This window comes from Enterobacter cloacae complex sp. 418I7 (assembly GCF_050030705.1).
GTDB lineage: Bacteria > Pseudomonadota > Gammaproteobacteria > Enterobacterales > Enterobacteriaceae > Enterobacter > Enterobacter intestinihominis.
In genome coordinates, this window is the sequence record NZ_JBLGUU010000001.1 from 3,169,063 (window position 1) to 3,195,671 (window position 26,609).

At 56.7% G+C, this 26,609-nt stretch carries 28 protein-coding genes; 4 read left to right on the forward strand and 24 right to left on the reverse strand.

What is annotated here, in order from left to right; translation table 11 throughout:
• Window positions 1–43 precede the first annotated feature (43 nt).
• Window positions 44–553 carry a GNAT family N-acetyltransferase gene (locus ACQG0S_RS15260; RefSeq protein ID WP_045308691.1) on the forward strand — a complete coding sequence of 170 codons (510 nt, stop codon included), beginning with the start codon at window positions 44–46 and terminating at the stop codon, window positions 551–553.
• A gap of 141 nt (window positions 554–694) precedes the next feature.
• On the opposite strand, the gene hisP is transcribed toward ACQG0S_RS15260, so the two are convergent.
• From hisP to pdxB, 15 genes are all read right to left on the reverse strand, one after another.
• Window positions 695–1,468, reverse strand: a complete 774-nt coding sequence (gene hisP / locus ACQG0S_RS15265; RefSeq protein ID WP_003861426.1) for a histidine ABC transporter ATP-binding protein HisP — start codon at window positions 1,466–1,468, stop codon at window positions 695–697.
• Between the two features lie 9 nt (window positions 1,469–1,477).
• A complete protein-coding gene (locus ACQG0S_RS15270; protein WP_003861424.1) occupies window positions 1,478–2,191 on the reverse strand; it encodes an ABC transporter permease in 714 nt (237 codons plus the stop codon).
• Entirely contained in the window at window positions 2,188–2,874 is a 687-nt protein-coding gene (locus tag ACQG0S_RS15275; protein WP_006811404.1) for a histidine ABC transporter permease HisQ, read from the reverse strand. The genes ACQG0S_RS15270 and ACQG0S_RS15275 overlap by 4 nt, the downstream gene beginning before the upstream one ends.
• An 88-nt stretch (window positions 2,875–2,962) precedes the next feature.
• Entirely contained in the window at window positions 2,963–3,745 is a 783-nt protein-coding gene (gene hisJ, locus ACQG0S_RS15280) for a histidine ABC transporter substrate-binding protein HisJ (RefSeq protein ID WP_003861421.1), read from the reverse strand.
• A gap of 224 nt (window positions 3,746–3,969) precedes the next feature.
• Entirely contained in the window at window positions 3,970–4,752 is a 783-nt protein-coding gene (gene argT / locus ACQG0S_RS15285) for a lysine/arginine/ornithine ABC transporter substrate-binding protein ArgT (protein ID WP_048965800.1), read from the reverse strand.
• Between the two features lie 290 nt (window positions 4,753–5,042).
• Window positions 5,043–5,612 (reverse strand): UbiX family flavin prenyltransferase, encoded by a 570-nt coding sequence (locus tag ACQG0S_RS15290; RefSeq protein WP_015572254.1) that lies wholly within the window; start codon window positions 5,610–5,612, stop codon window positions 5,043–5,045.
• Window positions 5,613–5,701: 89 nt separating this feature from the next.
• The gene (gene purF / locus ACQG0S_RS15295; RefSeq protein ID WP_008502595.1) at window positions 5,702–7,219 is read right to left on the reverse strand and encodes an amidophosphoribosyltransferase; all 1,518 of its coding nucleotides are present in this window, start codon (window positions 7,217–7,219) and stop codon (window positions 5,702–5,704) included.
• 33 nt (window positions 7,220–7,252) lie between these two features.
• Window positions 7,253–7,741 (reverse strand): colicin V production protein, encoded by a 489-nt coding sequence (gene cvpA / locus ACQG0S_RS15300; protein ID WP_000262116.1) that lies wholly within the window; start codon window positions 7,739–7,741, stop codon window positions 7,253–7,255.
• A gap of 219 nt (window positions 7,742–7,960) precedes the next feature.
• Window positions 7,961–8,647 (reverse strand): cell division protein DedD, encoded by a 687-nt coding sequence (gene dedD / locus ACQG0S_RS15305; RefSeq protein WP_023300639.1) that lies wholly within the window; start codon window positions 8,645–8,647, stop codon window positions 7,961–7,963.
• Window positions 8,637–9,905, reverse strand: coding sequence for a bifunctional tetrahydrofolate synthase/dihydrofolate synthase (gene folC, locus ACQG0S_RS15310; protein ID WP_169441245.1), 1,269 nt, complete (start codon window positions 9,903–9,905; stop codon window positions 8,637–8,639). The genes dedD and folC overlap by 11 nt, the downstream gene beginning before the upstream one ends.
• A 70-nt stretch (window positions 9,906–9,975) precedes the next feature.
• Window positions 9,976–10,881 carry an acetyl-CoA carboxylase, carboxyltransferase subunit beta gene (gene accD, locus ACQG0S_RS15315; RefSeq protein WP_022648854.1) on the reverse strand — a complete coding sequence of 302 codons (906 nt, stop codon included), beginning with the start codon at window positions 10,879–10,881 and terminating at the stop codon, window positions 9,976–9,978.
• Between the two features lie 154 nt (window positions 10,882–11,035).
• Window positions 11,036–11,695, reverse strand: coding sequence for a DedA family protein (locus tag ACQG0S_RS15320; RefSeq protein ID WP_006811410.1), 660 nt, complete (start codon window positions 11,693–11,695; stop codon window positions 11,036–11,038).
• Between the two features lie 28 nt (window positions 11,696–11,723).
• Window positions 11,724–12,536: a tRNA pseudouridine(38-40) synthase TruA gene (truA, locus tag ACQG0S_RS15325; RefSeq protein ID WP_001286071.1), complete on the reverse strand. Its 813-nt coding sequence runs from the start codon at window positions 12,534–12,536 to the stop codon at window positions 11,724–11,726.
• Entirely contained in the window at window positions 12,536–13,549 is a 1,014-nt protein-coding gene (locus ACQG0S_RS15330; RefSeq protein WP_023306649.1) for an aspartate-semialdehyde dehydrogenase, read from the reverse strand. The genes truA and ACQG0S_RS15330 overlap by 1 nt, the downstream gene beginning before the upstream one ends.
• A 67-nt stretch (window positions 13,550–13,616) precedes the next feature.
• Window positions 13,617–14,753, reverse strand: coding sequence for a 4-phosphoerythronate dehydrogenase PdxB (pdxB, locus tag ACQG0S_RS15335; protein ID WP_023306650.1), 1,137 nt, complete (start codon window positions 14,751–14,753; stop codon window positions 13,617–13,619).
• A gap of 111 nt (window positions 14,754–14,864) precedes the next feature.
• Between pdxB and flk the strand changes: the two genes are divergently transcribed.
• Window positions 14,865–15,869, forward strand: coding sequence for a flagella biosynthesis regulator Flk (gene flk / locus ACQG0S_RS15340; protein WP_045621148.1), 1,005 nt, complete (start codon window positions 14,865–14,867; stop codon window positions 15,867–15,869).
• A gap of 84 nt (window positions 15,870–15,953) precedes the next feature.
• Here the strand turns inward: flk and ACQG0S_RS15345 are convergent, their stop codons facing one another.
• Together ACQG0S_RS15345 and fabB are read right to left on the reverse strand one after the other, a co-directional pair.
• Entirely contained in the window at window positions 15,954–17,132 is a 1,179-nt protein-coding gene (locus ACQG0S_RS15345) for an MFS transporter (protein ID WP_047729280.1), read from the reverse strand.
• Window positions 17,133–17,200: 68 nt separating this feature from the next.
• Window positions 17,201–18,418 carry a beta-ketoacyl-ACP synthase I gene (gene fabB / locus ACQG0S_RS15350; RefSeq protein WP_022648859.1) on the reverse strand — a complete coding sequence of 406 codons (1,218 nt, stop codon included), beginning with the start codon at window positions 18,416–18,418 and terminating at the stop codon, window positions 17,201–17,203.
• Between the two features lie 158 nt (window positions 18,419–18,576).
• Between fabB and mnmC the strand changes: the two genes are divergently transcribed.
• On the forward strand, window positions 18,577–20,574 hold the full coding sequence (gene mnmC, locus ACQG0S_RS15355; protein ID WP_046619049.1) for a bifunctional tRNA (5-methylaminomethyl-2-thiouridine)(34)-methyltransferase MnmD/FAD-dependent 5-carboxymethylaminomethyl-2-thiouridine(34) oxidoreductase MnmC: 1,998 nt from the start codon (window positions 18,577–18,579) through the stop codon (window positions 20,572–20,574).
• Between the two features lie 65 nt (window positions 20,575–20,639).
• Here mnmC and ACQG0S_RS15360 read toward each other — a convergent pair whose 3' ends face one another.
• The 6 genes from ACQG0S_RS15360 to prmB are packed head-to-tail and all read right to left on the reverse strand — an operon-like array spanning window position 20,640 to window position 25,188.
• Window positions 20,640–20,915 carry a YfcL family protein gene (locus tag ACQG0S_RS15360; RefSeq protein WP_022648861.1) on the reverse strand — a complete coding sequence of 92 codons (276 nt, stop codon included), beginning with the start codon at window positions 20,913–20,915 and terminating at the stop codon, window positions 20,640–20,642.
• Window positions 20,916–20,928: 13 nt separating this feature from the next.
• A complete protein-coding gene (locus ACQG0S_RS15365) occupies window positions 20,929–21,474 on the reverse strand; it encodes an elongation factor P hydroxylase (RefSeq protein ID WP_048965794.1) in 546 nt (181 codons plus the stop codon).
• Window positions 21,474–22,283, reverse strand: coding sequence for a sulfite exporter TauE/SafE family protein (locus ACQG0S_RS15370; RefSeq protein WP_022648863.1), 810 nt, complete (start codon window positions 22,281–22,283; stop codon window positions 21,474–21,476). Before ACQG0S_RS15370 ends, ACQG0S_RS15365 begins: the two co-directional genes overlap by 1 nt.
• On the reverse strand, window positions 22,283–23,107 hold the full coding sequence (mepA, locus tag ACQG0S_RS15375) for a penicillin-insensitive murein endopeptidase (protein ID WP_048965793.1): 825 nt from the start codon (window positions 23,105–23,107) through the stop codon (window positions 22,283–22,285). The genes ACQG0S_RS15370 and mepA overlap by 1 nt, the downstream gene beginning before the upstream one ends.
• 2 nt (window positions 23,108–23,109) lie before the next feature.
• Window positions 23,110–24,195: a chorismate synthase gene (aroC, locus tag ACQG0S_RS15380; protein ID WP_022648864.1), complete on the reverse strand. Its 1,086-nt coding sequence runs from the start codon at window positions 24,193–24,195 to the stop codon at window positions 23,110–23,112.
• A 60-nt stretch (window positions 24,196–24,255) separates the two neighbouring features.
• Window positions 24,256–25,188 carry a 50S ribosomal protein L3 N(5)-glutamine methyltransferase gene (prmB, locus tag ACQG0S_RS15385; protein WP_022648865.1) on the reverse strand — a complete coding sequence of 311 codons (933 nt, stop codon included), beginning with the start codon at window positions 25,186–25,188 and terminating at the stop codon, window positions 24,256–24,258.
• 145 nt (window positions 25,189–25,333) lie between these two features.
• Here prmB and smrB point away from each other — a divergent pair, with 145 nt between their 5' ends.
• Window positions 25,334–25,885: an endonuclease SmrB gene (smrB, locus tag ACQG0S_RS15390; RefSeq protein ID WP_022648866.1), complete on the forward strand. Its 552-nt coding sequence runs from the start codon at window positions 25,334–25,336 to the stop codon at window positions 25,883–25,885.
• 46 nt (window positions 25,886–25,931) lie between these two features.
• Here the strand turns inward: smrB and sixA are convergent, their stop codons facing one another.
• Window positions 25,932–26,417, reverse strand: a complete 486-nt coding sequence (gene sixA / locus ACQG0S_RS15395; RefSeq protein WP_003861375.1) for a phosphohistidine phosphatase SixA — start codon at window positions 26,415–26,417, stop codon at window positions 25,932–25,934.
• Between the last annotated feature and the right edge of the window lie 192 nt (window positions 26,418–26,609).

A 26,609-nucleotide genomic window follows, 5' to 3' on the forward strand; every position in this document is an offset into this window, starting at 1 on the left:
TATGTTAGAGTTATACGCCATCTCTGGATGATATGGCGTAACTATGGCAACCATCACCACAACCCGGCTTCACCTCACCCCTTTCGAACCTTCTGACTGGGCGTTCTTTCGCTCTCTGCGCGAAGACCCCAACATCATGCGCTATATGGCCGCTATCATGCCTGAAAAAGAGACGCGCCGCGTATTTGCCGCGCGCCTGATGGCGGAGCATGTCTTTGTGATCCGTCTGCATAACGACGTTACGCCGCTCGGGGATATCGGCCTGCAAATCAGTGCGGCGAACCGTGAAGAGGCGGATATTGGCTACACGGTTGTGCCTGACGCGCAGGGAAAAGGCATTGCCAGCGAGGCGCTGCGCGCGGTGTGTGAGTATGCATTTAACCAGACGGGCGTGAAGGCGCTTAACGCGTACGTGCTGGCGGATAATGGCGGGTCGGTGCGGGTTCTTGAGAAAGCAGGTTTTGTGCGCACACAGGTACTGGAGAAGGCGTACGAGATTAACGGCGTACGGTATGACGACTGGGTGTATCGGCTGGAGTGTGGTGCGGTCTGAATGCCGGGCGGCACTGCGTTTGCCCGGCCGACGGTTTTTGTAGGCCCGGTAAGCGAAGCGCCACCGGGCGATTGGGCGGCTCTGCGGCCTGATGCCCTCACCCCGGCCCTCTCCCACAGGGAGAGGGAGAAAGGCGAAAGATTACTTCAACGAGCCTTTCAGGAACTGCTGCAAACGCGGGCTTTGCGGGTTCGCCAGCACTTCGTCCGGATGCCCCTGCTCCTCAATCTTGCCCTGATGCAGGAAGATAACGTGGTTAGAAACGTTACGGGCGAAGCCCATCTCGTGCGTCACCACCACCATCGTTTTGCCCTCTTCCGCCAGCTTCTGCATGATGCGCAGCACTTCGCCAACGAGTTCCGGGTCCAGCGCGGAAGTCGGTTCGTCAAACAGCAATACTTCCGGCTCCATCGCCAGCGCGCGGGCGATGGAAACACGCTGCTGCTGTCCCCCTGACAGGTGCACCGGATATTTGATCTGCTGCCGCTCGTCGATACCCACTTTCGCCAGGTATTTGACCGCACGCTCGCGGGCTTCCTGCTTGCTTAAGCCGAGCACCTGAACCGGCGCTTCCATCACGTTCTCCAGCACCGTCATGTGGCTCCAGAGATTGAAGTGCTGGAATACCATTGTCAGACGCGTACGCAGCAGGCGCAGCTGGTTTTTATCCGCCACTTTAAGCTGACCGTCTTTATCACGGACCATGTTGATGTTCTGTCCGCTCACCACAATCGATCCTTCGCTCGGTTTTTCGAGGAAGTTGATGCAGCGCAGGAAGGTACTTTTACCCGAACCTGATGAGCCGATAATACTGATCACGTCGCCCGCGTTAGCCTCCAGCGACACCCCTTTCAGCACTTCATGTTCGCCGTAGCGCTTGTGCAAATCAATTACGTTTAATTTGTTCTCAGCCATCATAAATTCTCAGTGCGTCGACGGTTTTATATGCTGCAACCAGCGTTTTTCAGCCTTACGGAACAGGCTGATCAGGACGTAAGAAATGATCAAATAGAGCACTGCCGCAATACCAAACGCCGTAAACGGCTGGTAGGTGGCAGAGTTAATATCGCGGGCAATCTTTAACAGATCCGGCACCGTGGCGGTAAACGCCAGTGCCGTCGAATGCAGCATTAAAATCACTTCGTTGCTGTACGCCGGCAGCGCAATGCGCAGCGCTGAAGGCAAAATAATACAGCGATAGAGCTTCACGGAGGAGAAGCCGTACGCGCGCGCCGCCTCAATCTCACCGTGCGGCACGGAACGAATGGCCCCGGCGAAGATTTCGGTGGTATAGGCGCAGGTATTAAGGGTCAGCGCCAGCACCGTACAGTTCAGACCGCTGCGGAAGAACGCGTTCAGCATCTCGGTGCCTTTCACGATCTCCAGCGTGTACATTCCGGAATAGAACACCAGCAGTTGCACGTACAGCGGCGTACCGCGAAACACGTAGGTGAACAGCCAGATCGGAAACTGGATAAATTTATTGTTCGACACGCGGCCAATGGCGAGGAACACCGCCAGAATGCCGCCCATGACCACCGAGGAGATCAGCAGCCACAGCGTGATCGCCACGCCAGTAAAGCGGTAGCCATCCGTCCACAGCAGGGATTTCCAGTACTCCTGAATAATCTCAATCACAGGTCAGCCCTCTTCACACCCACGGAGTAGCGACGTTCGAGCAGAAGCAGCACACCATTGGAGACGGTCGTAAAGACCAGATAGATTACGCCGCAGACTACCGCAAAATAGAACGGTTCCCAGGTACTTTTACCCGCCAGCTGCGTGGCCTTCACCACATCTTCCAGACCCAGCAGGGAGACCAGCGCCGTTGCCTTGAGAATAACCTGCCAGTTGTTACCGATGCCCGGCAGCGCGTAGCGCATCATGGCCGGGAACATGATCCGGCGAAACGTTTGTGAGGAGGTAAAACCGTAGGCGGTCGCCGCTTCAATGTGCCCTTTCGGCACAGCCATGTAAGCGCCGCGAAAGGTCTCAGTGAAATAAGCACCGTAGATAAAACCAAGGGTAATAATACCGGCCACCATCGGGTCGATATCGATCTGATCCATGCCGATGGCATCCGTGACGCCGTTAAGTGCGATTTGCAGGCCATAAAAGATCAGCAGCATCAGCACCAGGTCAGGCACGCCGCGAATCAGCGTGGTATAGCCTTCAAATATCAGCGCCAGCGGTCTGTTGGCGGATAACTTTGCCCCCGCGCCCGCCAGGCCTATCAGCACCGCCAGCACCACGGAGCTGATAGCCAGCTCAAGGGTGACAAGCGCGCCCTGTAAAATAACGCCAGAAAATCCGTACAGCATACCGCGTGCCCTGTCGTCTCGTGAGTGGTAGAACCGTGTCTTTTCCCCTCCCGCAACGGGAGGGGCCGCACGTTATCAGACGGGGCGATTAGCCGCCGTAAACATTAAAATCGAAGTACTTTTTCGCCAGCTTGTCGTAAGTGCCGTCCGCGCGCATCTCGGCGAACGCTTTGTTCAGGGCTTCACGCAGTTCGTTGTCTTCTTTCCGCAGGCCCATACCGGTACCAACGCCAAAGAGTTTTTCGTCCTTAATGGACGGCCCCCCGAACTTGTAATCTTTACCCACAGGCTGTTTCAGGAAGCCTTCGCTTGCCGCCACTTCATCCTGGAATGCCGCGTCAATACGGCCTGCCGTCAGGTCTGCGTAGATGTTTTCCTGGCCCTGGTAAGAGACAATTTCAATCCCCTTTGGCGCCCAGTGCTCGTTACCGTAGGTTTCCTGCGTCGTACCCTGCAACACGCCCACGCGTTTGCCCTTCAGAGATTCAAGGGTTGGCTGAATGTCAGAGGATTTCGCCACCACCAGACGTGAGTCAGCCGCGTAGAGTTTGTCCGTGAAGGCAATCTCCTGCTGACGTTTTTCGGTGATAGACAGGGAGGACATGATCACGTCAATTTTTTTCGCTTTCAGGGACGGGATTAGCGCGTCCAGCGGGTTTTCAACGTAGGTACATTGCGCTTTAATGCGTTTGCACAGCTCGTTAGCCAGATCGATGTCAAAACCGACCAGTTCCCCCTTCGCATTTTTCGATTCGAAAGGCGCGTAGGTTGGGTCAGTCCCAATACGAATTTTCTGCGGAATGGCTGCGAATGCTGCGGTGGCGCTGGAAAAGGCCAGTACCAGAGAAAGTGACAACACCAGTTTTTTCATATCTGTCCTCAACAAACTGTCTAAATACGAGATTTTACGACTATGGGGTGCCGTTAATGTGCCATTAATCCCCTCACTCAGGCAAAGATTAATGCCTCTGAACGGGAATTTTTGCATTTAAAATGCTTAACTATGCACACAGCGTTCCAATCTGGTGCATTGCTTGCACCATACTGGAACACTCCCCCTAAAGATGCACCACATCAGTGCATCTCATTCAGGTATTAATCACCGTAGACGTTGAAATCGAAGTATTTCTTCGCCAGTTTGTCGTAGGTACCGTCTGTACGCAGCTCATTAAACGCTTTGTCGAAGGCGGCTTTCAGCTCGGTATCATCCTTACGCAGGCCAATACCGGTGCCGTCGCCAAAGTATTTTTTGTCTTTCACCGACGGGCCGGCAAAGGCGTACTCTTTACCCGCAGACTGTTTCAGGAAGCCTTCGCTCGCGGCGACTTCATCCTGAAACGCGGCATCCAGACGGCCTGCCGCCAGGTCAGAGTAGATCAGATCCTGGTTCTGGTAAGCGACCACATCGACGCCTTTCTCGCGCCAGTTAGCATTGGCGTAACCTTCCTGGGTCGAGCCCTGAAGCACGCCAACATGTTTGCCTTTCAGCGAGTCGATGGTCGGCTGGATTGGCGAGCCTTTCGCGGCAATCAAACGTGAGTCGGCAGCGTAGAGCTTCTCTGAGAAGGCGATCTCCTGCTGACGTTTTTCCGTGATGGAGAGAGAAGAGATAATGGCATCAATTTTCTTGGCTTTCAGCGACGGGATCAGCGCGTCAAAGTCACTGCCCACCCATGTGCATTTCACTTCCATGCGTTTGCACATCTCATTTCCCAGATCGATATCAAACCCCACGAAATCGCCTTTCGCATCCTTGGAGGAGAATGGCGCGTAGGTTGCGTCTGTACCGATACGAACTGTCTGTGGTAGCGCTGCATAGCTACTTGCTGCTGCACTCAAGCCCACGAGCAAAGACAGAGCCAGAACCGTCTTCTTCATACATTTACCCTCAAGAACCGTGATTTTATTATGGTTTATGTTGTGTGTTGTGTTGCAGGCTGCTCTTGCAGGTCTTATGCCACATTGTCGTCGGGTTAAAACTACGACGTTAAATATGTTAATAAAACGTTGCGATACTGCCTTAATGGTGAAAGATAGCAGGTCTGCCGAACGAACCGGAAAGAGAAAAAGGGAAAAAGCGAATTAAATGTCGAGGATATGATCGCGGTTGCAGTTTTGCCCTGAAACAGGGCAAACAGTCATTTCATGCACCTTGTTTGTGCACAGCCTCACGCCCCCTGCCAGCGGGTAAAGAGATCTTCCGGCAGGTCTATATCGAACTGATCCAGCACGCGGTTAACGGTCTGGTTGATGACATCGTCCAGCGTTTGTGGACGATGATAGAACGCGGGGACCGGCGGCATTATCACAGCTCCCAGTTCGGCTGCCTGCGTCATTAAACGCAGATGTCCCAGGTGCAGCGGCGTTTCCCGCACGCAGAGCACCAGAGGACGACGCTCTTTCAGCACCACGTCCGCCGCACGCGTCACCAGCGTGTCGGTATAGCTGTTTACGATACCGGAGAGGGTTTTAATCGAACAGGGCAAAATAACCATGCCGGCCGTTTTAAACGAGCCCGAAGAGATGCTGGCGGCGATATCGCGGGCATCGTGGACAACATCAGCCAGCGCCTGAACGTCGCGCAGAGAGAGATCGGTTTCAAGAGAGAGGGTCTGACGCGCCGCCTGGCTCATCACCAGATGGGTTTCTACGCCAGCAACGTCACGCAGCACCTGTAACAGCCGGACGCCATAAATCGCGCCGCTGGCACCGCTGATCCCTACAATGAGTCGTTTCATGATTTTTGCCCTTGCTGATTTCAGGGCTGACTGTGCAGGATTTTACGGGGAGTTGCAAGTGAGGGCATTCGCCCTCACTTGCCGGAGCATCAACCTTCGTTGTGCATCTCTAAGCTTTCGAGATCGTTTTGCAGCTGGACGGCTTTCGCATCGTCGTTACGCAGAGAATCAAGGTAGTCGAGATACTGCTGGTCTACGTCTTTTGTCACGTAGATCCCATTGAATACCGAGCATTCGAACTGCTGAATATCCGGGTTCTCGGCGCGCACCGCATCGATCAGATCGTTCAGATCCTGGAAAATCAGGCCGTCGGCCCCGATGATCTGGCGAATCTCATCCACTTCACGGCCATGCGCAATCAGCTCATTAGCGGTTGGCATATCAATGCCATACACGTTCGGGAAGCGAATTTCCGGCGCTGCGGAGGCGAGATATACTTTCTTCGCCCCGGCCTCACGCGCCATCTCGATGATCTGCTCAGACGTCGTGCCGCGCACAATGGAGTCGTCCACCAGCAGCACATTCTTGTCGCGGAACTCGGCACGGTTAGCGTTCAGCTTACGACGTACGGACTTACGACGCAGCTGCTGGCCCGGCATGATAAAGGTGCGGCCAACGTAGCGGTTTTTCACGAAGCCCTGACGGTACGGCTTGTCCAGAATACGGGCAATTTCCAGCGCGATATCACAGGAGGTTTCAGGGATTGGGATCACGACGTCGATGTCGAGATCGTCCCACTCGCGGGCAATCTTCTCGCCCAGCTTCGTCCCCATGTTGACGCGCGCGCTGTAAACGGAAATTTTGTCGATGAACGAGTCCGGACGCGCGAAGTAAACGTATTCGAACAGGCACGGGTTGCTCACCGGATTGTCGGCGCACTGGCGGGTAAACAGCTGGCCCTTCTCGGTGATGTAGACCGCTTCGCCTGGCGCGACATCACGCAGGAATTCGAAGCCCAGCGTGTCCAGCGCCACGCTTTCGGAGGCAACCATGTACTCGGAACGGCCATCGCCGAGGTCACGTTTGCCGAGCACCAGCGGGCGAATGCCATTTGGATCGCGGAAGGCCACCATGCCGTGACCGATAATCATCGCCACGCAAGCGTACGCGCCACGGATCTGGCGATTAGTCGCGGCAACGGCGGCAAAAATGTTGTCTGCTTCCAGCGGATAATGGCGGAAGTTATCCAGCTCGCTGGCAAAGATATTGAGCAGGATTTCAGAATCAGAGGTGGTATTAATGTGGCGACGTTTCTCTTCAAACAGCTTTTTACGCAGCTCGTGGGCATTAGTCAGATTGCCATTGTGGGCAAGCGTGATGCCATACGGGGAGTTAACGTAAAAAGGCTGAGCCTCAGAGGCGCTGGAACTACCAGCAGTAGGATAACGAACGTGACCGATCCCCATATTACCTTGCAGACGCTGCATATGGCGGGCTTCAAACACATCGTTTACCAGGCCATTCGCCTTGCGTAAACGGAAGCAGTTGTTTGCATCAATGGTGATGATACCCGCAGCATCCTGCCCACGGTGCTGAAGCACCGTTAACGCGTCATAAATCGACTGGTTTACCGGCATGAAACCGGCGATACCGACAATACCGCACATTCGTCTTTTCCTCGTTAAGCCACATCTCAGGGTTTATGCCCTGGGCAAGAAACTCGACGAGCTTTGCAGATAGTCAAAGAACCATCTGATGATGAAGCTGAACTCCGGAATGAGCTGCGATTTTTGCCAGTCTTCACTTTTGGAAAACCCGGTAAAGGTATCCAGGAAGAACAGGATCGCGGCCACAATCAGCACGCCTCGCAACGCGCCGAAACAGATGCCGAGTACCCTGTCCGTTCCTGACAGACCGGTTTTCTCGACCAGCTGACCTATCACGTAATTGACGATAGCGCCGACAATCAGCGTCGCGATAAACAGCACCGCGATGGCGATTCCGTTTCGGACCAGTTCATCTTCAAAGCCCGTGAACCAGACAGACAGGTAAGTGTAGTAATGACTGGCAACAAAGAAAGCACAACCCCAGGTTACCAGCGATAACGCTTCACGAACAAAGCCACGGATCAGGCTAACCAGACAGGAAAAACCAATCACCGCAATGATGGCGTAATCAATCCAGACCATATGTGTCCCACGATTAAACGCCCTGTCATCCAGTTCGGGGCGAATTCTAACAGAAAAAGAAAACGTTTGCGTAGGGATTTCCTTCCCACGCGTAAATAAAAAAGGCGCTGAAAAAATGCTCAACGCCCCTCCGCCTGACGTCTCTGTGGACGTCTGCTTTCTCCCCCTCACCCTAACCCTCTCCCCAAAGGGGAGAGGGCCGGGGTGAGGGGAGCCTTATCAGTTCGCGCTGTAGTTCATCACCACACCGCTCAGCCCGGAGATCTGCTTCAGTTCGCCAAGCGAACCTTTGAGCTTATCTTTAGACGCATCCGGCCCCACGAGGATACGGGTAATTTTACCCTGTACCGGCGTGGTGGGTGAAGTATAAACACGGTATCCCGCGCCGCGCAGTTTACTCACAATCTCATTGACCTTATCTGCATTTTTCAATGCACCGAGCTGAACGACATAGGCTTTGCCGGTAGGGGCCGCGTCCTGTTTCGCCGGCGGTGGCGTTTCTGAAGCGGCTGCCAGTTGCTCGGCCGCTTTATCCCGCTGCGGTTTCGGCTGCGGCTTCTCCACCGGTTTCGGCTTCTCAACAGGCTTAGGCTGTTCTACCGGCACCGGATCAATCTCGATGTTATTGTTCGTCGCCAGACGCGACGGGTCAAGAGACGGCGCGGCTGCATCACCTGCGCGCACCTCTTCCGCTGCGCCTTCAGGCGGCTGGGCTGGCAGCGCCTGCGTTGCCGCTGGCAGCATATCGGGCTCGTCGCGATCGCCCGGTTTGGGTACCAGCGGAATGGCCGCAAATTCATCCTGGTAATGCTTTTTTTGCCCGTCGAGCAGTCCCGGGAGAATAATCACCCCGAGCGCGACCAGCACAATGGTTCCTGTTAAACGGTTCTGAAACTTACTCGCCACCGGTTCTCCCCGCGTCCATCACTTCCATGACATGTGCCACCGTGTGGAATGACCCACACACCAGCACGGTATCTTCTGGTTTAGCCTCCGCCATCGCGGCACGCCAGGCCGAAACCACACTGCTGTAGATTTCGCCTTTGCCGAGATGTTCCATCAACTGCTCAGCAGTCGCGCCGCGCGGCCCTTCCAGAGGAGCACAATACCAGCTATCGACCACACTCTCCATGCAGGCCAGCGTGCCGCCGATATCTTTATCATGAAGCATACCGATAACCGCCAGCACGCGCCCGGTTTTTGGTAACGATTTGAGACGTCCTGCGAGGTACGCCGCCGCATGCGGATTATGTGCAACATCCAGAATCAGACGCGGCGACTCACTCACAATCTGAAAACGTCCCGGCAGCAGTGCGTTCTGAATGCCATCGCGGATTGCCTGCTCGCTCACCGCTAACCCGCTGGCGCGCAGGGCTGCCAGCGCAGTCGCCGCGTTAGGCTGTGGCACCTGCGGCAGCGGCAGATTCTCCAGCACGCCCTGCGCGTCGCTAAAGCGCCAGCCGTTGTCCTGCACCTCATACTGCCAGTCCACGCCGCGACGCAGCAGACGAGCACCCTTCTCTTTCGCCACTTCAGCGATGGTATGTGGCATGTCCGGTTCGCCAACCACGGCAGGCTTATCGGCCCGGAAAATACCGGCCTTCTCACGGCCAATGCTTTCGCGGTCGGGCCCCAGCCAGTCGGTGTGATCCAGCGCGATGCTGGTGACGACGGCGACATCCGCATCTACCATATTTGTGGCATCCAGACGTCCACCCAGACCCACTTCCAGGATCACCACGTCCAGCTGCGCCTGCTTAAACAGCCACAGCGCCGACAGGGTGCCGTATTCGAAATAGGTTAATGAGGTATCGCCGCGCGCGGCTTCGATAGCGGCAAACGACGCCGTATGGGCCGATTCGGCCAGCTCGGTGTTTTGCACCCGCACGCGCTCGGTGTAGCGCACCAGATGCGGCGAGCTGTAAACGCCTACCTTATAACCGGCGGCCATCAGGAAAGATTCCAGCGTGCGGCAGGTGGTGCCTTTACCGTTAGTGCCGGCCACGGTAAACACGAAAGGCGCAGGTTTCAGCACGTCAAGGCGCGCGGCAACCTGGCTTACGCGCTCAAGGCCCATGTCGATAGTTTTACTGTGCAGGTTTTCCAGATAAGAAAGCCACGCGGCCAGGGGCGACGTGGCTTGAGGAATGCTTTTATTTTCCATGATGCCCGGTTGTCATTAACGGTTTAGAAAGCAAAAGGGCAGCGCCATTTGGCCCTGCCCTTTTCAGTTATCAGGCCTCGGGTTCCTGATCCGGTACCACCACGCCTTCGCGCGGCTCGTCCGGGCTCGGCGACGGCAGATTCATCAGCTTCGCCAGGACGCTTGCCAGTTTGAGGCGCATCTCCGGGCGGCGGACGATCATGTCGATAGCACCCTTCTCAATGAGGAACTCACTGCGCTGGAAGCCCGGCGGCAGTTTCTCACGTACGGTCTGCTCGATAACGCGAGGACCGGCAAAGCCGATCAGCGCTTTTGGCTCAGCGATGTTCAGGTCGCCCAGCATCGCGAAGCTTGCAGAAACGCCGCCCATGGTTGGGTCGGTCAGTACCGAGATGTACGGCAGACCGCGCTCCTGCATTTTCGCCAGCGCGGCAGAGGTTTTCGCCATCTGCATCAGGGACATCAGCGCTTCCTGCATTCGTGCGCCACCGGAGGCAGAGAAGCAGATCAGCGGGCAGTTGTCTTCCAGCGCCTGCTCAACGGCACGCACGAAACGCGCACCAACCACAGAGCCCATTGAGCCGCCCATAAAGGCGAACTCAAACGCGGCGGCAACCACCGGCATCTCATGCAGGGTGCCTTTCATGACGATCAGCGCGTCTTTCTCGCCGGTCTCTTTCTGTGCAGAGGCCAGACGATCTTTGTATTTTTTGGAGTCGCGGAACTTAAGCACATCTTTTGGCTCCAGTTCGCTGCCCAGTTCTACCAGAGAACCTTCGTCCAGCAGGCTATGCAGGCGGTTGCGCGCCGACATACGCATATGGTGGTCACACTTCGGACACACCTCAAGATTGCGTTCCAGCTCTGCGCGATACAGAACCTGGCCGCAGCTATCACACTTCGTCCATACCCCTTCAGGAATGCTCGCTTTACGCGTTGGGGTAATGTTGCTTTTAATTCGTTCAATCCAGCTCATTGATAACCTTTCTGCCTGAACCTGGTCGTATGCCAGTTTTGCTGTAAGAGGCGAATAATGCCATTTTTGCCTCCAACAGACCATGAATGTTGCACATTAAAACATAACAGCCCGAAACTTTGGATAAAAAAGTGGTCGAACCGCCAGCGTGCACTTACTTCGCTTGTTTTGCCGCCGCGCGTTTGTGACGAATAATTTCGATCACACCCGGCAGAACGGAAAGCACAATAATCGCTACAATCAGTAACTTAAGGTTTTCCTGAACCACCGGCAGATCGCCAAACAGGTAGCCCGCATAGGTAAACAGCAGTACCCATAGCAGCGCGCCCACCACGTTGTACATGGCAAAATGACGATAGGACATGTGACCCATTCCCGCCACAAACGGTGCAAATGTGCGCACAATAGGCACAAAACGGGCAAGGATAATGGTCTTACCGCCATGGCGCTCATAGAACGCATGGGTCTTATCTAAATAACTGCGGCGGAAAATCTTCGAGTCCGGATTACTGAACAACCGCTCGCCAAACACCCGCCCGATAGTGTAGTTGACCGCATCACCAATAATCGCGGCGATGATCATCAGGACGACCATCAGGTGGACATTCAGGTCATTCGTTGGCAGTGCGGATAACGCGCCCGCCACGAACAGCAGTGAATCTCCCGGCAGGAACGGCGTAACCACAAGGCCGGTTTCACAGAACAGAATGAGGAACAGAATGGCGTATACCCAGACGCCGTACTGCGCGACCAGCTCCGCCAGGTGAACATCAATGTGCAGGATGAAATCAATCAGAAAACGTATTACGTCCATATTGTCTAAGCCCTAATTGCGCCTTTGTTTAGTCCGCTAAAAACAGCGGGCCCATTGGCGGTTTTGGCAGGTCGAACCGGTCCGGGTAATCCACCGAAACCAGATACAGACCTTCCGCTTTCGCCGTTGCTGCCGCAAGCGTTCTGTCCTTCGCTGCCAGCAGTTCTGCAATCCAGCTCTCCGGCTGGTGTCCGGCGCCCACTTCCATCAGGCTGCCTACAATATTCCGCACCATATGATGTACAAAGGCATTGGCTTTGATATCCACCACCACATACGCGCCATAACGACTGACGTTAATGTGCATGACGTTACGCCACGGCGTACGGGACTGACACTGCACCGCACGAAACGACGTAAAATCATTCTCTCCAATCAGACACTGCGCCGCACGCTGCATACGTTCTGCATCCAGCGGTTCATAAAAATGCGTCACGCCCTGGCTTAACACCGCCGGACGCAGGCGCTGGTTGTAGATGACATAACGGTAGCGCCGCGCCGTCGCGCTGAAACGCGCGTGAAAATCATCCGGCACAGCTTTCACCCAACGCACGGCAATGTCACCAGGCAAATTCGCATTTACACCCAGCGTCCAGGCCGCGTCTTTGCGCACGGCGGTGGTGTCAAAATGCACCACCTGCCCCGTGCCGTGAACGCCGGCATCGGTGCGGCCCGCACAGAAGACGCTTATCGGTTCATTCGCCACCTGAGAGAGCGCTTTCTCCAGCTTCTCCTGGACGCTGCGCACCTCATTCTGCCGCTGCCAGCCATAGTATTTACTGCCATCGTATTCAATGCCGAGGGCAATTCTATGGACCGGCTTTTGTTCCACATCTGACATCAGTACAGATACTCCTGCACCAGTTTTTCCGCGATTTTGACCGCCATCAGCGCGCCGCCAAAACGCACGTTGTCGGCAACGGACCAGAACTGCACCTGCTCAGGCATACCGTAATCGTTACGCACGCAGCCCACAGAGAGATGCGCGCTGCCGGTAGCGTCGCCCACCTGCGTCGGGAATTCACTCTCTTCGGACAGGACAAGGTCCTCACCGCGGCCAAACGCGTCGCGGGCTTCTTCAGCCGCCAGCGGACGCAGGGCTTCAAACCCAACCATCTGCGCGTGGCCGTAAAAGACCGGAGACTGCACGACGTTCGCGGAGATCATCAGACCGTCATCCTGCAGAATTTTGCGTGCTTCATCGACGATACGACGCTCTTCCCGCACCGAACCTTCACGATCCGGTAGCAGCGGCAGCATGTTGAACGCCAGCTGGCGGCCAAAGAAATCATCTTCGTCGATCGGGATACCGTTCAGCAGCTTCGCGCTCTGCCCTGCCAGTGCGTCTACGGCTTTTTTGCCGTTAGCGGAGGCTGACAGCAGGCTGGTCACGGAAATACGCGACAGGCCACCGTCGTCGATCAGCGGCTTCAGCGCGGTCAGCAGCTGGCTGGTGAGGCTGTTCGGTACTGCAATGATATTGCGGTTGCGGTAGTCAGCCAGCACAAACGGGTTGACGTCCGGCACCACCAGCGGCACATCCGGCTCCAGGGAGAACAGGCCGCTCAGGTCGATCACCAGACAGCCTGAATTGGTCGCTTCTTCAATGTAGGATGCCGTGGCTTCCGCACCTGCGGCAAAAAACGCAAGCTGAGCCTGTGTCCAGTCAAACGCGGCGGCATCCTGCACCATCACGGATTTCCCGCCGAAACGCAGATGTTCTCCTGCGCTGTCGGTACGCGCCAGCGCGTAAATGTCGCCCACCGGGAACTGACGCTCAGCAAGGGTTTCAAGCAGGGCTTCGCCCACGGCGCCAGTGGCACCCAAAATGGCAATGTTCCAGCCTTCAGACATGGTGGTTTACTCCAGAAATAAAAAAGCGTCCCTGCCGGAATATCCGACAGGGAGCATTAAGAAGACATTAACGTGCCGGGTGGTGAACGGCGTTAAATCCCAGCTGATGCAACAGCGCCGCCGCGGGGGCGTCATCGCACATCACATACAGGGAGGACCACTCGCGGCGCTCAAGGTAATTTTTGCGCAGCTTGTCAAACTCACCCGGAATACCCGCCACTTTACGCAGCAGCGCGTCATCGCGGCGCACATCATACACCAAATGCACCAGTCTTTTCAGCGTTGCCTCATCCAGCGGTCCATGAAGGGTAATGCGACCAAATTCCGGGGCGGGCAGCAGCGTATCCAGCGCGACCTGCTGCGGATGGCCGATAAAGGCGCTGTAAGCCTCAAACACCTGGGTTGTGCCACGCGCTTTGCCTTCAAGGGTATAACCCGCGATATGCGCGGTACCCACGTCCACCTTATTCAGCAATGCGACGTTGAGATCCGGCTCTGGCTCCCAGACGTCCAGTACGACGCTAAGATCTTGACCCTCGTCGAGACATGTCAGCAGCGCCGCGTTATCCACCACCGGTCCCCGGCAGGCATTTATCAGAATAGTGCCAGCCTTCAGACGGCGGATCAGCTTTTCGTCGGCCAGGTGCAGAGTCTTGTACGGCCCTTCTTTAAAGAGCGGCGTATGGAAGGTGATGACGTCGCACTCGTCGACCAGCTCATCCAGCGTGCGGAAATCGCCCTCATCGCCGTTATCCTTACGCGGCGGATCGCACAGCAGAGTGCGGATGCCCCAGGCTTCCAGACGCTTTTGCAGACGTCCGCCCACGTTGCCCACACCCACAATCCCGACGGTGCGGTCTTTCAGCGCAAAACCATCGCGCTCGGCCAGCATCAATAGCGAGGAGAATACATATTCCACGACGGCAATGGCGTTACAGCCTGGTGCCGCAGAAAAACCAATCCCCGCCTGCTTAAGCCACTGGTCATCCACATGATCGGTCCCGGCCGTTGCCGTCCCGACAAATTTAACCCCTTTGCCGGTGAGCAGCGCCTCATTTACTTTGGTCACCGAGCGCACCATCAGGGCGTCTGCATCGTCCAGTTCGCTGACCGGAATCGGGCGACCAGGGACAGCCTTAACCTCACCCAGGCGGCTGAACAGCTCACGGGCGTAAGGCATATTTTCATCAACGAGGATTTTCACGTCTGAGTACCTGTTTGAGAGGAAGTAAACCTGCCAAGTGTGCCATAATCTCGCCGCCGGGCATATATCTCCGCCCGGTTACGCTGAGTTTGACTTTAAGGATTTTTGACGATGCAGCCCATTTCAGGTACGCCTCCGCGCCCTCCGGGTGAAGGCCCCGTAACGCCCAACACGCCAGGCGAACAACCGCTCTCCACGCAGCAACGCACCGTACTGGAGCGTCTGATCACGCGTCTTATTGCGTTGACCTCACAGCAAAACGCAGAGGTATGGGCCGGCGTTAAGCACGATTTGGGCGTAAGAAACGATGCGCCGCTACAGTCGCGCCATTTCCCTGCCGCCGAACAAAACCTGAACCAGCGTCTTACCAGCGCACAGCAGCAACATACTACCCGCCAGATTATCTCGCAGCTGACCGAGCTGTTGGGCCAGGGGAATAATCGTCAGGCAGTGAGTGATTTTATCCGTCAACAGTACGGTCATACCGCCCTGAGCCAGCTTTCGCCGGAACAGCTGAAAACCGTGTTGACCCTGCTGCAAAGCAATCAGCTTTCTATCCCGCAGCCGCAACAGCGCCCGTCTACAGAACGGCCATTGCAGCCTGCGGAGCATAATACGCTCAAGCAGATGGTCACTAAGCTGGCTGCCGCCACCGGCGAACCGACAAAGCTTATCTGGCAATCCATGCTGGAACTTTCCGGTGTGAAAGCGGGCGAGATGATCCCGGCAAAACAGTTTACCCATCTGGTCACCTGGCTCCAGGCGCGTCAGACGCTCAGCACCCAGAGCGCTCCGACCCTGCACAGCGTACAGGCGGCACTGAAACAACCGCTGGAACCGCACGAGTTCGATATGATCCGGGATTACGCCCAGCAGAGCTGGCAGGCGACACCGCAAACCGTGCTGACCACCGCGCAGGTACAGGATTTACTGAATCAGATCTTCGTTCGCCGCGCCGAGCGGGAAGGCGGCGTGCCGGAGGTAAGAAACATTCAGCCGATCTACAACCCGCTGTTTGCCCCCGTTGTTGACACGTTCAAGACGCTTTCTGCCCGTCCGGGATTGATGTTTATCGCGTTGCTGATTGCGCTGGCGATTTTCTGGCTGGTTGCTTAAAACTGCCGGGTGGCGGCAACGCCTTACCCGGCCTACGGTTCGCGCGGTTGTAGGCCCGGTAAGCGGAGCGCCACCGGGCAAAAACTACGACCTGCGAAACGCCACCAGCGTCACCACAATCCCCACTACCGCTGACACCGCACCGGCGAGAAATACGGAAGGATAGCCAAACGACGTTGCAAGCAGCCCCGCCAGCGGCCCGGTGATGCCGTAAGAGATATCCTGAAACGCCGCATAGCCGCCCAGCGCCGTGCCGCGCACCTGCGGAGCCACGCGCTTCACCACTTCAACGCCCAGCGCCGGGAAGATCAGCGAACAGCCGCAGCCGGTTAACGCCGCACCCAGCAGCGCAACGGATGCGGACGGCGCCTGCCAGAGCAGTACCAGACCCACGGTCTCAATGACCAGTGACGCCACCGCCACCTTCACGCCGCCAAAGCGATCCGGCATCCAGCCAAACAGCACGCGCATCAATACAAATGCGCCGCCAAAAGCCGTCAGCGTAAAGCCTGCCATCGCCCAGCCGCGGCTCATGAAATAGAGGGAGACGAAGGTACCGATAACCGCAAAGCCCACTCCCTGAAGCGCCAGCCCAAGCCCCGGTTGCCAGATTTGCCCCACCACGCTCCACAGCGAAGGACGCTCGCCTTTATGGGCGGGCACCTTGCGCACCGAACCGTTAAACGCCCACGCCAGCAGCGGCAATACCATGGTAGTGCCTGCCAGCGCCGCAAAACCAAACTGGCTGTGGATCAGCAGCCCCAGTGGTGCGCCTGCCGCCAGCGCGCCGTAAATCGCCATCCCGTTCCAGGACATCACTTTTCCGGAACGCGCAGGTCCCACCAGCCCCATTCCCCAGGTCAGGGTGCCGGTCAGCAGCTGGCTTTCGCCAAAGCCGAGGATCAGGCGCCCTGCCACCAGCAGCGCGAATTTATACGCTGCATCTATCGGCAACAGCGCCGCCAGCAGCCAGGCTCCCCCCGCCAGCCCGCAGGCAAACATGCCCTGCAACGCCGAGCGTTTTGCGCCGTGCTGATCCGCGAGGCGACCGGCGTAACCCCGGGTTAATACCGTCGCTAAAAACTGAATGCCCACCGCAATACCGACCATGGTGTTGCCATAGCCCAGCTCCTGGTGAACGAACAAGGGGATCACCGGCAGCGGCAGACCAACGGTCATGTAGGTCAGAAACACCGCAAAGGCGATGCGGAAAAGGGAAAGGTTCCCGGAAGGAGCGCTCTTCTCAGGGGTAACAGCCTTCATGCATAACTCCGTGTTCTGGCAAAAAAAAAGGGAGCCGCGTGGCTCCCTTCTACTATATCTTCAAACGCTTACGCTTTCAGCTTACGCATCACCAGCGTGGCGTTGGTGCCGCCGAAACCGAAGCTGTTGGACATAACGGTCGTCAGCTCACGTTCGGTGGTTTCGGTCACGATGTTCAGGCCTGCCGCCTGCTCGTCCATCTCGTCGATGTTGATGCTTGGCGCGATAAAGCCGTTTTCCAGCATCAGCAGAGAGTAGATCGCTTCCTGCACGCCCGCCGCACCCAGAGAGTGACCGGTCATGGCTTTGGTTGCAGAGATCGCCGGACTGTTGTCGCCGAACACTTCACGGATCGCACCCAGCTCTTTCACGTCACCTACCGGCGTTGAGGTGCCGTGGGAGTTCAGGTAGTCGATTGGGGTATCAACGCCGTGCATCGCCATCTTCATGCAGCGCACCGCGCCTTCGCCGGATGGAGCAACCATGTCAGCGCCGTCAGACGTTGCGCCGTAGCCCACGATCTCAGCGTAGATGTGCGCGCCACGCGCCAGCGCGTGTTCCAGCTCTTCAACCACAACCATACCGCCGCCGCCAGCGATAACAAAACCGTCGCGGTGTGCATCATAGGTACGGGATGCTTTGTCTGGCGTTTCGTTGTATTTGGTGGACAGTGCGCCCATCGCGTCGAACTCACAGGCCATTTCCCAGCCCAGCTCTTCGCCACCGCCAGCAAATACGATGTCCTGTTTGCCCAGCTGGATCTGCTCAACCGCATTACCGATACAGTGTGCGGAGGTCGCACATGCGGAGCTGATGGAGTAGTTCACACCGTGGATTTTGAACGGCGTTGCCAGGCACGCGGAAACCGCTGAACCCATGGCTTTGGTCACAACATATGGACCGACCGCTTTCAGGCCGCGCGGGCTGCGCATGGCGTCAGCACCGAACACCTGAGCTTTAGAGGAACCGCCGGAGCCTGCAATCAGGCCCACGCGTGGGTTGTTCTGGTAAGCGTCTTCGCTCAGACCAGAATCCTTGATCGCTTCCTGCATGGAAAGATAGGCGTAGATAGAGGCATCGTTCATGAAACGAACCACTTTACGGTCAATTAAACCGGTGGTATCCAGTTTAACGTTACCCCATACGTGGCTACGCATTCCAGAATCTTTAAACTCTTCAGAGAAAGTGATCCCGGAGCGTCCTTCACGCAGAGATGCCAGGACTTCCTGCTGGTTATTACCGATGCTGGAAACGATGCCCAGGCCAGTAATCACTGCACGTTTCATTCAATACCTCTGTAAGTCGCACTATAAAAAGTTTCGAGTCGCACAATAGCGTACACTTGTACGCCGAACAAGTCCGATCAGCGATTTTCTGTGGAAATTTGCACCGATGGGCTCACATCGCTAAGATCGTGCCACTGCCTGTCGGACGAGTAACTTACGTGAAACAAAACGCCATACAACCTGCCAACCTCGAATTCAACGCTGAGGGTACACCTGTTTCCCGAGATTTTGATGACGTCTACTTTTCTAATGATAACGGACTGGAAGAGACGCGCTATGTCTTCCTCGAAGGAAATCATCTCAGCACCCGCTTCCCTGAGCATCCGCGCAGCCTGTTTGTCGTCGCGGAGAGCGGTTTCGGCACCGGGCTGAATTTTTTGACCCTCTGGCAGGCCTTCGACCAGTTTCGCGCTGCACACCCCGAGGCTACCTTACAAAGATTACATTTCATCAGTTTCGAAAAATTTCCGCTTACCGCACACGATCTGCGGCTTGCCCATCAGCGCTGGCCGGAGCTTGCCCACTGGGCGGAACAGCTTCAGGCCCAGTGGCCACCGGCTATCGGCGGCTGTCATCGTCTGATTCTGGACGACGGACGCGTCACGCTCGACCTGTGGCTTGGCGACATTAACGACCTGACCGATAAGCTCGATGACTCAATGCATCAGAAAGTGGACGCCTGGTTCCTGGACGGTTTTGCGCCCGCCAAAAACCCTGACATGTGGAGTCCGCACCTGTTCAGCGCAATGGCACGTCTGGCACGCCCGGGCGCGACGCTTGCCACCTTCACCTCGGCGGGCTTTGTCCGCCGTGGGTTGCAGGAGGCGGGGTTTACCATGCGGAAAACCAAAGGCTTTGGCCGCAAACGCGACATGCTGGTGGGGGTGATGGAGCAGGATCTGGCGATCCCGGCACAGGCACCCTGGTTTGCTCGCCGCCCCAGTGCGTCGCGTGAGGTCGCCATTGTGGGCGGAGGTATTGCCAGCGCCCTGCTCTCACTGGCGCTGCTGCACCGTGGCTGGCAGGTGACGCTCTACTGCGCTGACGAGGCACCGGCGATGGGTGCATCAGGCAACCGTCAGGGCGCGCTTTATCCCTTATTAAGTTCACACGATCCAGCACTGTTCCAGTTCTTCCCGGCTGCGTTTACGTTTGCTCGTCGCCTTTACGATAGCCTGCCGGTTGCGTTCGACCACGACTGGTGCGGTGTGACGCAGTTGGGCTGGGATGAGAAGAGCCAACAGAAAATCACCCAAATGCTGTCGCTGGGGCTGCCGGAAACCATCGCCCATGCAGTGACGGCTCAGCAGGTTGCTGAGACCGCTGGCGTCGACACCGGCTGCGGCGGAATTCAGTATCCACTCGGCGGCTGGCTATGTCCGGCTGAACTGACTTCTGCGGCGATAGCCCTCGGGCAGTCGCGTGGGTTGACAGTGCATTATGCCCACAAGGTTGAATCGCTAAGCCGCACTGCGCACTGGGAACTGCGTTTTGCTGACGGCAATGCGTCGCAGCATGCCAGCGTTGTACTGGCCAACGGACATCACATCACTCAGTTTACCCAGACAGCGTCATTGCCGGTTTATCCAGTCGGCGGCCAGGTGAGCCATATCCCCACTGCGCCCGAACTGAGCAAACTGCGTCAGGTGCTGTGTTACGACGGCTACGCGACGCCGCAAAATCCGTCCAACGGCCATCACTGCATCGGTGCCAGCTATCATCGCGGTGAAACAGATATGCAGTACAGCGAAGCGGATCAGCAGCAAAACCGCCAGCGCCTGCTCGACTGTTTCCCGAATGCGTCGTGGGCGAAAGAGGTTGATGTCAGTGAGGGTCAGGCGCGCTGCGGCGTACGCTGCGCGACCCGCGATCACCTGCCGATGGCGGGAAACGTGCCGGACTATGACGCCACGCTTGAAGTCTATCAGGATCTTGCAGACAACAAAGAAACGGCGGTAAGTGCGCCCGTTTATCCGGAACTGTTTATGTTGGGTGGCTTAGGCTCGCGGGGATTATGCTCCGCGCCATTGCTGGCTGAAGTGCTAGCCGCGCAAATGAGCGATGAGCCGGTTCCGCTGGACAGGGTTACGCTCGCGGGGCTTAATCCGAACCGACTGTGGGTGCGGAAATTGCTGAAGGGGAAAAGGGTTAAGTAGGGTGCGGTCTGGTGTCCTCACCCTGGCCCTCTCCCCAAAAGGGAGAGGGAAGAGAAGGCGGCAACTTAGCGTTTAGCCTGCTGGAACAAATTGTCCCACATGCCCAGCACTAAAGACTGGTCGCGTGGAGACAGTTCCCCGGCCAGAATGGCTTTTTCAAGGCTGCGAGTAACTTCCGCGTGAACGGCGTCGGCAGAGTGATCGTCCCCGGCTTCCAGCGCGGCTACCGCCAGCGTCAGGTGACCACGCAGATAACCGCTGGCGAACAGCTCATCATCGCTGGCGTGTTCCACCATGTCATCAATTAACGCCAGAATGCGTGATTCAAATTCTGCGATCATCTTCTTTCCTCTGTTATAAATCTTCCGGCCACGGGAAGCATTCCGCCGTGATCTCCGGCGTATGGTAATAATTTTGTAAAGCCTCGATCAGGCGTGCCGGACGTTCCGGGATGCCTTTCTCAAGATATTCCATCACCTGCGCATGCACGCGGCGCTGGAAGACGATACGGTCTGGCTCGAAGTCGCCTTCAAGGTTGTCACAGCTGACGTTGAACGGGAAACCCGCTGCCACGCAGAACAGCCACTCCAGCGCCTGCGGTTTCACCTCCACATCTTCGAACTGCCCCTGGGTGGCGGCGTCGCGCCCGTCCGGGCAGTACCAGTAACCAAAGTCCACCAGCTCGCGACGCGCTTTCCCCGCGATGCACCAGTGCGAAATCTCGTGCAAACCGCTGGCGTAAAAGCCATTGGCAAAGACGATGCGGTTGTATGAAACCTGGTCATCAGCAGGAAGATAGATCGGTTCGTCGTCGCCTTTAATCAGACGGGTATTAAAATCATCAGCAAAACAGCTGTCGAAGATCTCAATCAGCTGTTCGTATTTATGCGTACTGTTCATTAGTTCATCCCCAACCAGGTGAGGATCTCCTGTCCATGGCTGTCATAAAGAAGTTTGGCGCTCATCACCGCCGAGACAACAACAATCATCGGGCGGATCAGCTTTTGCCCTTTGCTTAATACCAGACGCGAGCCTGCGCGCGCGCCCAAAAACTGCCCCGCCATCATCACAAATCCGGTAGCCCAGATAACCTTGCCGCCAATGATAAACAGCAGCAGACCGCCAACGTTGGAGGTTGCGTTGAGGACTTTGGCGTGGGCGGTGGATTTGGCGAGGTTGAACCCGGCCAGCGTCACGAATGCCAGCGCGTAAAACGAGCCTGCTCCCGGACCAAAGAAGCCGTCGTAAAAACCGACGCAGCCACCGGCAATCAGCGCAAACGGCAGGCCGTGCAGTCGCCGCGCCCGGTCTTCCTCGCCGAGCTTTGGCATCAGTAAGAAATAGAGGCCAATACAGATAACCAGAATCGGCAGGATCTGGCGCAGAATGTCGGACTGTACGTGCTGGACCAGCAGCGCGCCCGCCGTCGAGCCAATAAACGTCATCAGGATATTGAGCTTCTGATCGGCGAGATTCACCACTTTGCGCCGAACAAAGTAGAGCGATGAGGAGAGCGAACCGCCGCATGCCTGGAGTTTGTTGGTGGCAAGCGCCTGGGCAGGGCTCATGCCTGCCGCCAGCAGCGCCGGAACGGTGAGCAACCCGCCACCGCCCGCCAGGGCATCGATAAATCCGGCTAACATCGCAACAAAAAAGAGCACCGCCAGCAGCAGCGGTGACACCATAAACAGATCGACGAAATTATCCATTAAAGTACATGCTCATCCAGTAGCGCCTGGCAGGAAGGCGGCAACGGAGGCGGTGTCTTCTTCTCAGGCTTAGAGGTTCCAGGCTTGGCCGGTTCAAACCAGCTTTGCAGTTCGTAACCACAACCATCGCCAGGCGGTGGCAGCGGCTGATCTTCACATTCCAGGCTGTTCGCCGGGCAGCGCAGGCGAACATGCATATGCGCCCGGTGCTGGAACCACGGGCGCACTTTACGCAGCCAGTCGCGATCCGTTCCCGCATCCAGGCAAAGCTGCTGCTTGATGGCCGGGTTAACAAAGATCCGTGTGACGTCGTTATCCTCTGCCGCCAGCTTAATCATGCTGGAAATTTCCGGCGACCAGCGCGAGGCGACGACCCGTTTACCGTCGGCCGAGACCAGATCCAGCGCCTGCGGTTTCAGCAGCTGCGTTGAGCTCCAGCGCGTTTTCGGCAGTTGCAGGAAGATGTCCACATCCAGTCCGGTCTGGTGGCTGGCGTGACCGCCGTTGAAGCGACCACCTGCAGGCATCCCCATATCGCCAATCAGCATCGTCCCCAGCCCCAGGTTATGCACCTGGTTGCCAAGACGCTGAATAAACAGTACCAGGTCAGGATGGCCGAAGTAACGGCGCTGGTCGGTGCGCATCACCTGATAGGTGTCCGACTGCAGCGGAAGTTCCTGCGCGCCGACGATACACCCGTTGGAGAAAGCGCCAATGGACTGCGCGCTTCCCGCTACCGGGTGGGTGATTTTCTGCCACGGCGTGGCGGCCAGGCTTGCTCCACTGGCCAGCAGCGCCAGCAGAGCGATTGCGGTTTTTTTCATAGTTACCAGCGTGGAATGGTGGTCGACACATCCGCATTCTGCGCGCGCTGGCGCAGGAAGTGATCCATCAGCACGATCGCCAGCATCGCTTCTGCGATCGGTACCGCGCGGATCCCCACGCATGGATCGTGCCGTCCTTTGGTGATCATCTCTACTTCATCGCCTGAACGGTTAATCGTGTGGCCCGGCACGGTAATGCTGGACGTTGGCTTCAGCGCGATATTGGCAATAATTTGCTGCCCGCTGCTGATGCCGCCCAGAATGCCGCCCGCATGGTTGCTCTGGAAACCCGCCTTCGTGATTTCGTCGCGGTTCTGGCTGCCGCGAAGCTTAACCACGTCAAAACCGTCGCCGATTTCAACGCCTTTCACCGCGTTGATGCTCATCAGCGCGTGGGCGATGTCAGCGTCGAGGCGGTCAAATACCGGCTCGCCCCAGCCAGCCGGCACACCGTCGGCCACCACGGTGACTTTCGCACCAATGGAGTCGCCCTCTTTTTTCAGGCCACGCATCAGCTCGTCCAGCGCGTCCAGCTTGTCGGCATCGGCGCAGAAGAACGGGTTAAGTTCTACCTGATCCCAGTCTTTGATTGCCAGCGGAATGTCGCCCATCTGGGTCAGACAGCCGCGGATAACGATGCCGAATTTCTGCTGGAGATATTTTTTGGCAATCGCACCTGCCGCCACGCGCATCGCGGTTTCACGCGCGGAAGAACGTCCGCCGCCGCGATAGTCGCGAAAGCCATATTTTTGTTCGTAGGTATAGTCGGCGTGGCCCGGACGGAAGACGTCTTTAATCGCGCCGTAGTCCTGGGAGCGCTGATCGGTGTTTTCAATCAGCAGACCAATGCTGGTCCCGGTGGTACGGCCTTCAAAAACGCCGGAGAGAATTTTGACCTGGTCCGGCTCGCGACGCTGCGTGGTGTAGCGAGAGGTACCCGGACGACGACGGTCAAGGTCATGCTGTAAATCGGCTTCGGTCAGTTCGATGCCTGGCGGGACGCCATCAACGATACAACCCAGTGCCAGACCGTGCGACTCGCCAAAGGTGGTCACACGGAATACCTGTCCAATACTGTTTCCTGCCATCACGGCTCCGATGTTGTTGTTTGTGTTTGAGCGTTGTGAAACGGGCCGAAGCCCGCTGGATTAATCTTTGTAAATGCTGAAGTATTCGCGTGCATCAAGCAGTTGCGTTTTGGTCAGCATAAAGACGCCGTCACCGCCGTTGTCGAACTCAAGCCAGGTGAACGGCACATCCGGGTACTGCTCTATCAGATGTACCATGCTGTTACCCACTTCACAAATCAGAACGCCATCGTCGGTCAGATAATCCGGCGCGCAGGCCAGGATGCGGCGGGTCAGCTTCAGCCCGTCAGAGCCTGACGCCAGGCCCAGCTCCGGCTCGTGACGGTACTCGTTCGGCAGATCGGACATGTCTTCGGCATCCACGTACGGTGGATTGGTGACGATCAGGTCGTATTGCAGCGTCGGCAGGTCGCGGAACAGATCAGAGCGGATAGGCGTGACGTGATGGATCAGGCCGTGCTCTTCAATGTTATGTTCGGTGACGGCCAGCGCGTCGGTGGAGATATCGACGGCGTCCACTTCCGCTTCCGGGAAGGCGTACGCGCAGGCAATCGCGATGCAGCCGCTGCCGGTGCACATATCAAGTATGTGCTGCGGCTGATGGTTAATCAGGCCGTCAAAGTGGTTGTTGATCAGCTCGCCAATCGGCGAACGCGGCACCAGCACACGCTCATCAACATAGAACTCATGGCCGCAGAACCAGGCTTTGTTGGTCAGGTAAGCCACCGGAATACGCTCGTTCACGCGACGGATCACGCGCTCAACGATGCGGTGTTTTTCACTGGAGGTCAGGCGCGCGGTGCGCATGTCTTCCGGAATATCCAGCGGCAGGTAGAGTGACGGCAGCACCAGCTGGACGGCCTCATCCCACGGGTTATCGGTGCCGTGTCCGTACCAGATATTGGCGGCGCTGAAGCGGCTAACCGACCAGCGCAACATGTCCTGTATGGTATGCAGCTCGTTTACTGCTTCATCGACAAAAATTTTATCCACTCTTTCCTCCAGGGCATGCTCGCATAATTTTCGGCGGCTAGTTTGCCATGAAGACGGCGATAAATCAGCAATGACGCGTGTCGCTTGAGGTTAAAAAATGCGTTTAGTCGGGTACACTATCGGAAATACGAGATGAGAATGACGAATGAAAAAGAAAACATCGCTCAGCGAGGAGGATCAGGCTCTCTTCCGCCAGCTGATGACCGGGACGCGTAAAATCACGCACGACACCATTGTCCATCGCCCGCAGCGTAAAAAAATCAGCGAGGTTCCGGTCAAACGTCTGCTCCAGGAGCAGGCCGATAACAGCCACTATTTTTCAGATGAGTTTCAGCCGCTGCTAAATACGCAGGGCGCGGTGAAATACGTGCGCGAAGACGTTAGCCATTTTGAACTGAAAAAATTACGCCGGGGAGATTACTCGCCGGAGCTGTTCCTCGATCTGCACGGGTTGACCCAGATGCAGGCGAAGCAGGAGCTGGGGGCGTTGATCGCGGCGTGCCGACGCGAGCATGTTTTTTGCGCCTGCGTGATGCACGGTCACGGCAAACATATTCTCAAACAACAGACGCCGCTGTGGCTGGCTCAGCATCCGCACGTAATGGCTTTTCATCAGGCACCAAAAGAGTACGGCGGAGATGCCGCATTGCTGGTGTTGATTGAAGTTGAGGAGTGGCAGCCGCCAGAGTTGCCCTGACAGGATGGCGGGAGGCACGCGGCACCCCGCCATATCGCACGTCACGTCAGATAGCTTTAGCCATCTTCAGGTTGCACGGACTCATTTGCCAGTTAAAGACCCCTTTGCCGGTTTCGTCGAGGGTGACGTTGGCAATGGCGGACGTTGTGAACATTGGTGGCGTTTCGCCCGGGCACAGCTCAGATACCAGATAGCCGACCAGCGGCAGGTGGGAAATGACCAGTGCGGAAGCGACACCTTCGTTGCACAGCGCCTGAAGGTAAGCACTGACAAGGCCAACATCGCCACACGGCGTGAGTTCAGGGAGAACATCCACACTGGATGGCAGGTTCATACACTCCCCTACCACATCCAGCGTCTGTTCTGCCCGCAGGAACGGACTCACCAGAACGCGTTCAATGTCCACTTTTTGACCTTTAAGCCATGTCGCCATCTGACGGGATTCGTCGCAGCCACAGACGGTTAAAGGACGTACTGAGTCACTGGCGGCATCGAGTGCCGCGTCGCCGTGACGCATGATAAAAACTTGCATATTGCACCGCTTTTGTTAACCAGAATCACCGGCGTTAACTACCCGCGATTAATGCTCTGAGGTAGAAAACCCGATGGCCGGGCATTGTGCCTGATCCATTCGGTGAATGAAACGCTGTTTTTTACCTCAATGGCGTAAGTATAGTCAATCTCTGTTTACAATTTCGCCAAAACAGGTTCCATCACCTCAGGA

Coding starts and splice junctions, on each gene's coding strand:
- ACQG0S_RS15260 (WP_045308691.1), top strand. CDS start 44: ATGGCAACCATCACCACAACCCGGCTTCACCTCACCCCTTTCGAACCT.
- hisP (WP_003861426.1), bottom strand. CDS start 1,468: ATGGCTGAGAACAAATTAAACGTAATTGATTTGCACAAGCGCTACGGC.
- ACQG0S_RS15275 (WP_006811404.1), bottom strand. CDS start 2,874: ATGCTGTACGGATTTTCTGGCGTTATTTTACAGGGCGCGCTTGTCACC.
- hisJ (WP_003861421.1), bottom strand. CDS start 3,745: ATGAAAAAACTGGTGTTGTCACTTTCTCTGGTACTGGCCTTTTCCAGC.
- argT (WP_048965800.1), bottom strand. CDS start 4,752: ATGAAGAAGACGGTTCTGGCTCTGTCTTTGCTCGTGGGCTTGAGTGCA.
- ACQG0S_RS15290 (WP_015572254.1), bottom strand. CDS start 5,612: ATGAAACGACTCATTGTAGGGATCAGCGGTGCCAGCGGCGCGATTTAT.
- purF (WP_008502595.1), bottom strand. CDS start 7,219: ATGTGCGGTATTGTCGGTATCGCCGGTTTCATGCCGGTAAACCAGTCG.
- cvpA (WP_000262116.1), bottom strand. CDS start 7,741: ATGGTCTGGATTGATTACGCCATCATTGCGGTGATTGGTTTTTCCTGT.
- folC (WP_169441245.1), bottom strand. CDS start 9,905: ATGGAAAATAAAAGCATTCCTCAAGCCACGTCGCCCCTGGCCGCGTGG.
- accD (WP_022648854.1), bottom strand. CDS start 10,881: ATGAGCTGGATTGAACGAATTAAAAGCAACATTACCCCAACGCGTAAA.
- ACQG0S_RS15320 (WP_006811410.1), bottom strand. CDS start 11,695: ATGGACGTAATACGTTTTCTGATTGATTTCATCCTGCACATTGATGTT.
- truA (WP_001286071.1), bottom strand. CDS start 12,536: ATGTCAGATGTGGAACAAAAGCCGGTCCATAGAATTGCCCTCGGCATT.
- ACQG0S_RS15330 (WP_023306649.1), bottom strand. CDS start 13,549: ATGTCTGAAGGCTGGAACATTGCCATTTTGGGTGCCACTGGCGCCGTG.
- flk (WP_045621148.1), top strand. CDS start 14,865: ATGCAGCCCATTTCAGGTACGCCTCCGCGCCCTCCGGGTGAAGGCCCC.
- ACQG0S_RS15345 (WP_047729280.1), bottom strand. CDS start 17,132: ATGAAGGCTGTTACCCCTGAGAAGAGCGCTCCTTCCGGGAACCTTTCC.
- fabB (WP_022648859.1), bottom strand. CDS start 18,418: ATGAAACGTGCAGTGATTACTGGCCTGGGCATCGTTTCCAGCATCGGT.
- ACQG0S_RS15360 (WP_022648861.1), bottom strand. CDS start 20,915: ATGATCGCAGAATTTGAATCACGCATTCTGGCGTTAATTGATGACATG.
- ACQG0S_RS15365 (WP_048965794.1), bottom strand. CDS start 21,474: ATGAACAGTACGCATAAATACGAACAGCTGATTGAGATCTTCGACAGC.
- ACQG0S_RS15370 (WP_022648863.1), bottom strand. CDS start 22,283: ATGGATAATTTCGTCGATCTGTTTATGGTGTCACCGCTGCTGCTGGCG.
- mepA (WP_048965793.1), bottom strand. CDS start 23,107: ATGAAAAAAACCGCAATCGCTCTGCTGGCGCTGCTGGCCAGTGGAGCA.
- aroC (WP_022648864.1), bottom strand. CDS start 24,195: ATGGCAGGAAACAGTATTGGACAGGTATTCCGTGTGACCACCTTTGGC.
- smrB (WP_022648866.1), top strand. CDS start 25,334: ATGAAAAAGAAAACATCGCTCAGCGAGGAGGATCAGGCTCTCTTCCGC.
- sixA (WP_003861375.1), bottom strand. CDS start 26,417: ATGCAAGTTTTTATCATGCGTCACGGCGACGCGGCACTCGATGCCGCC.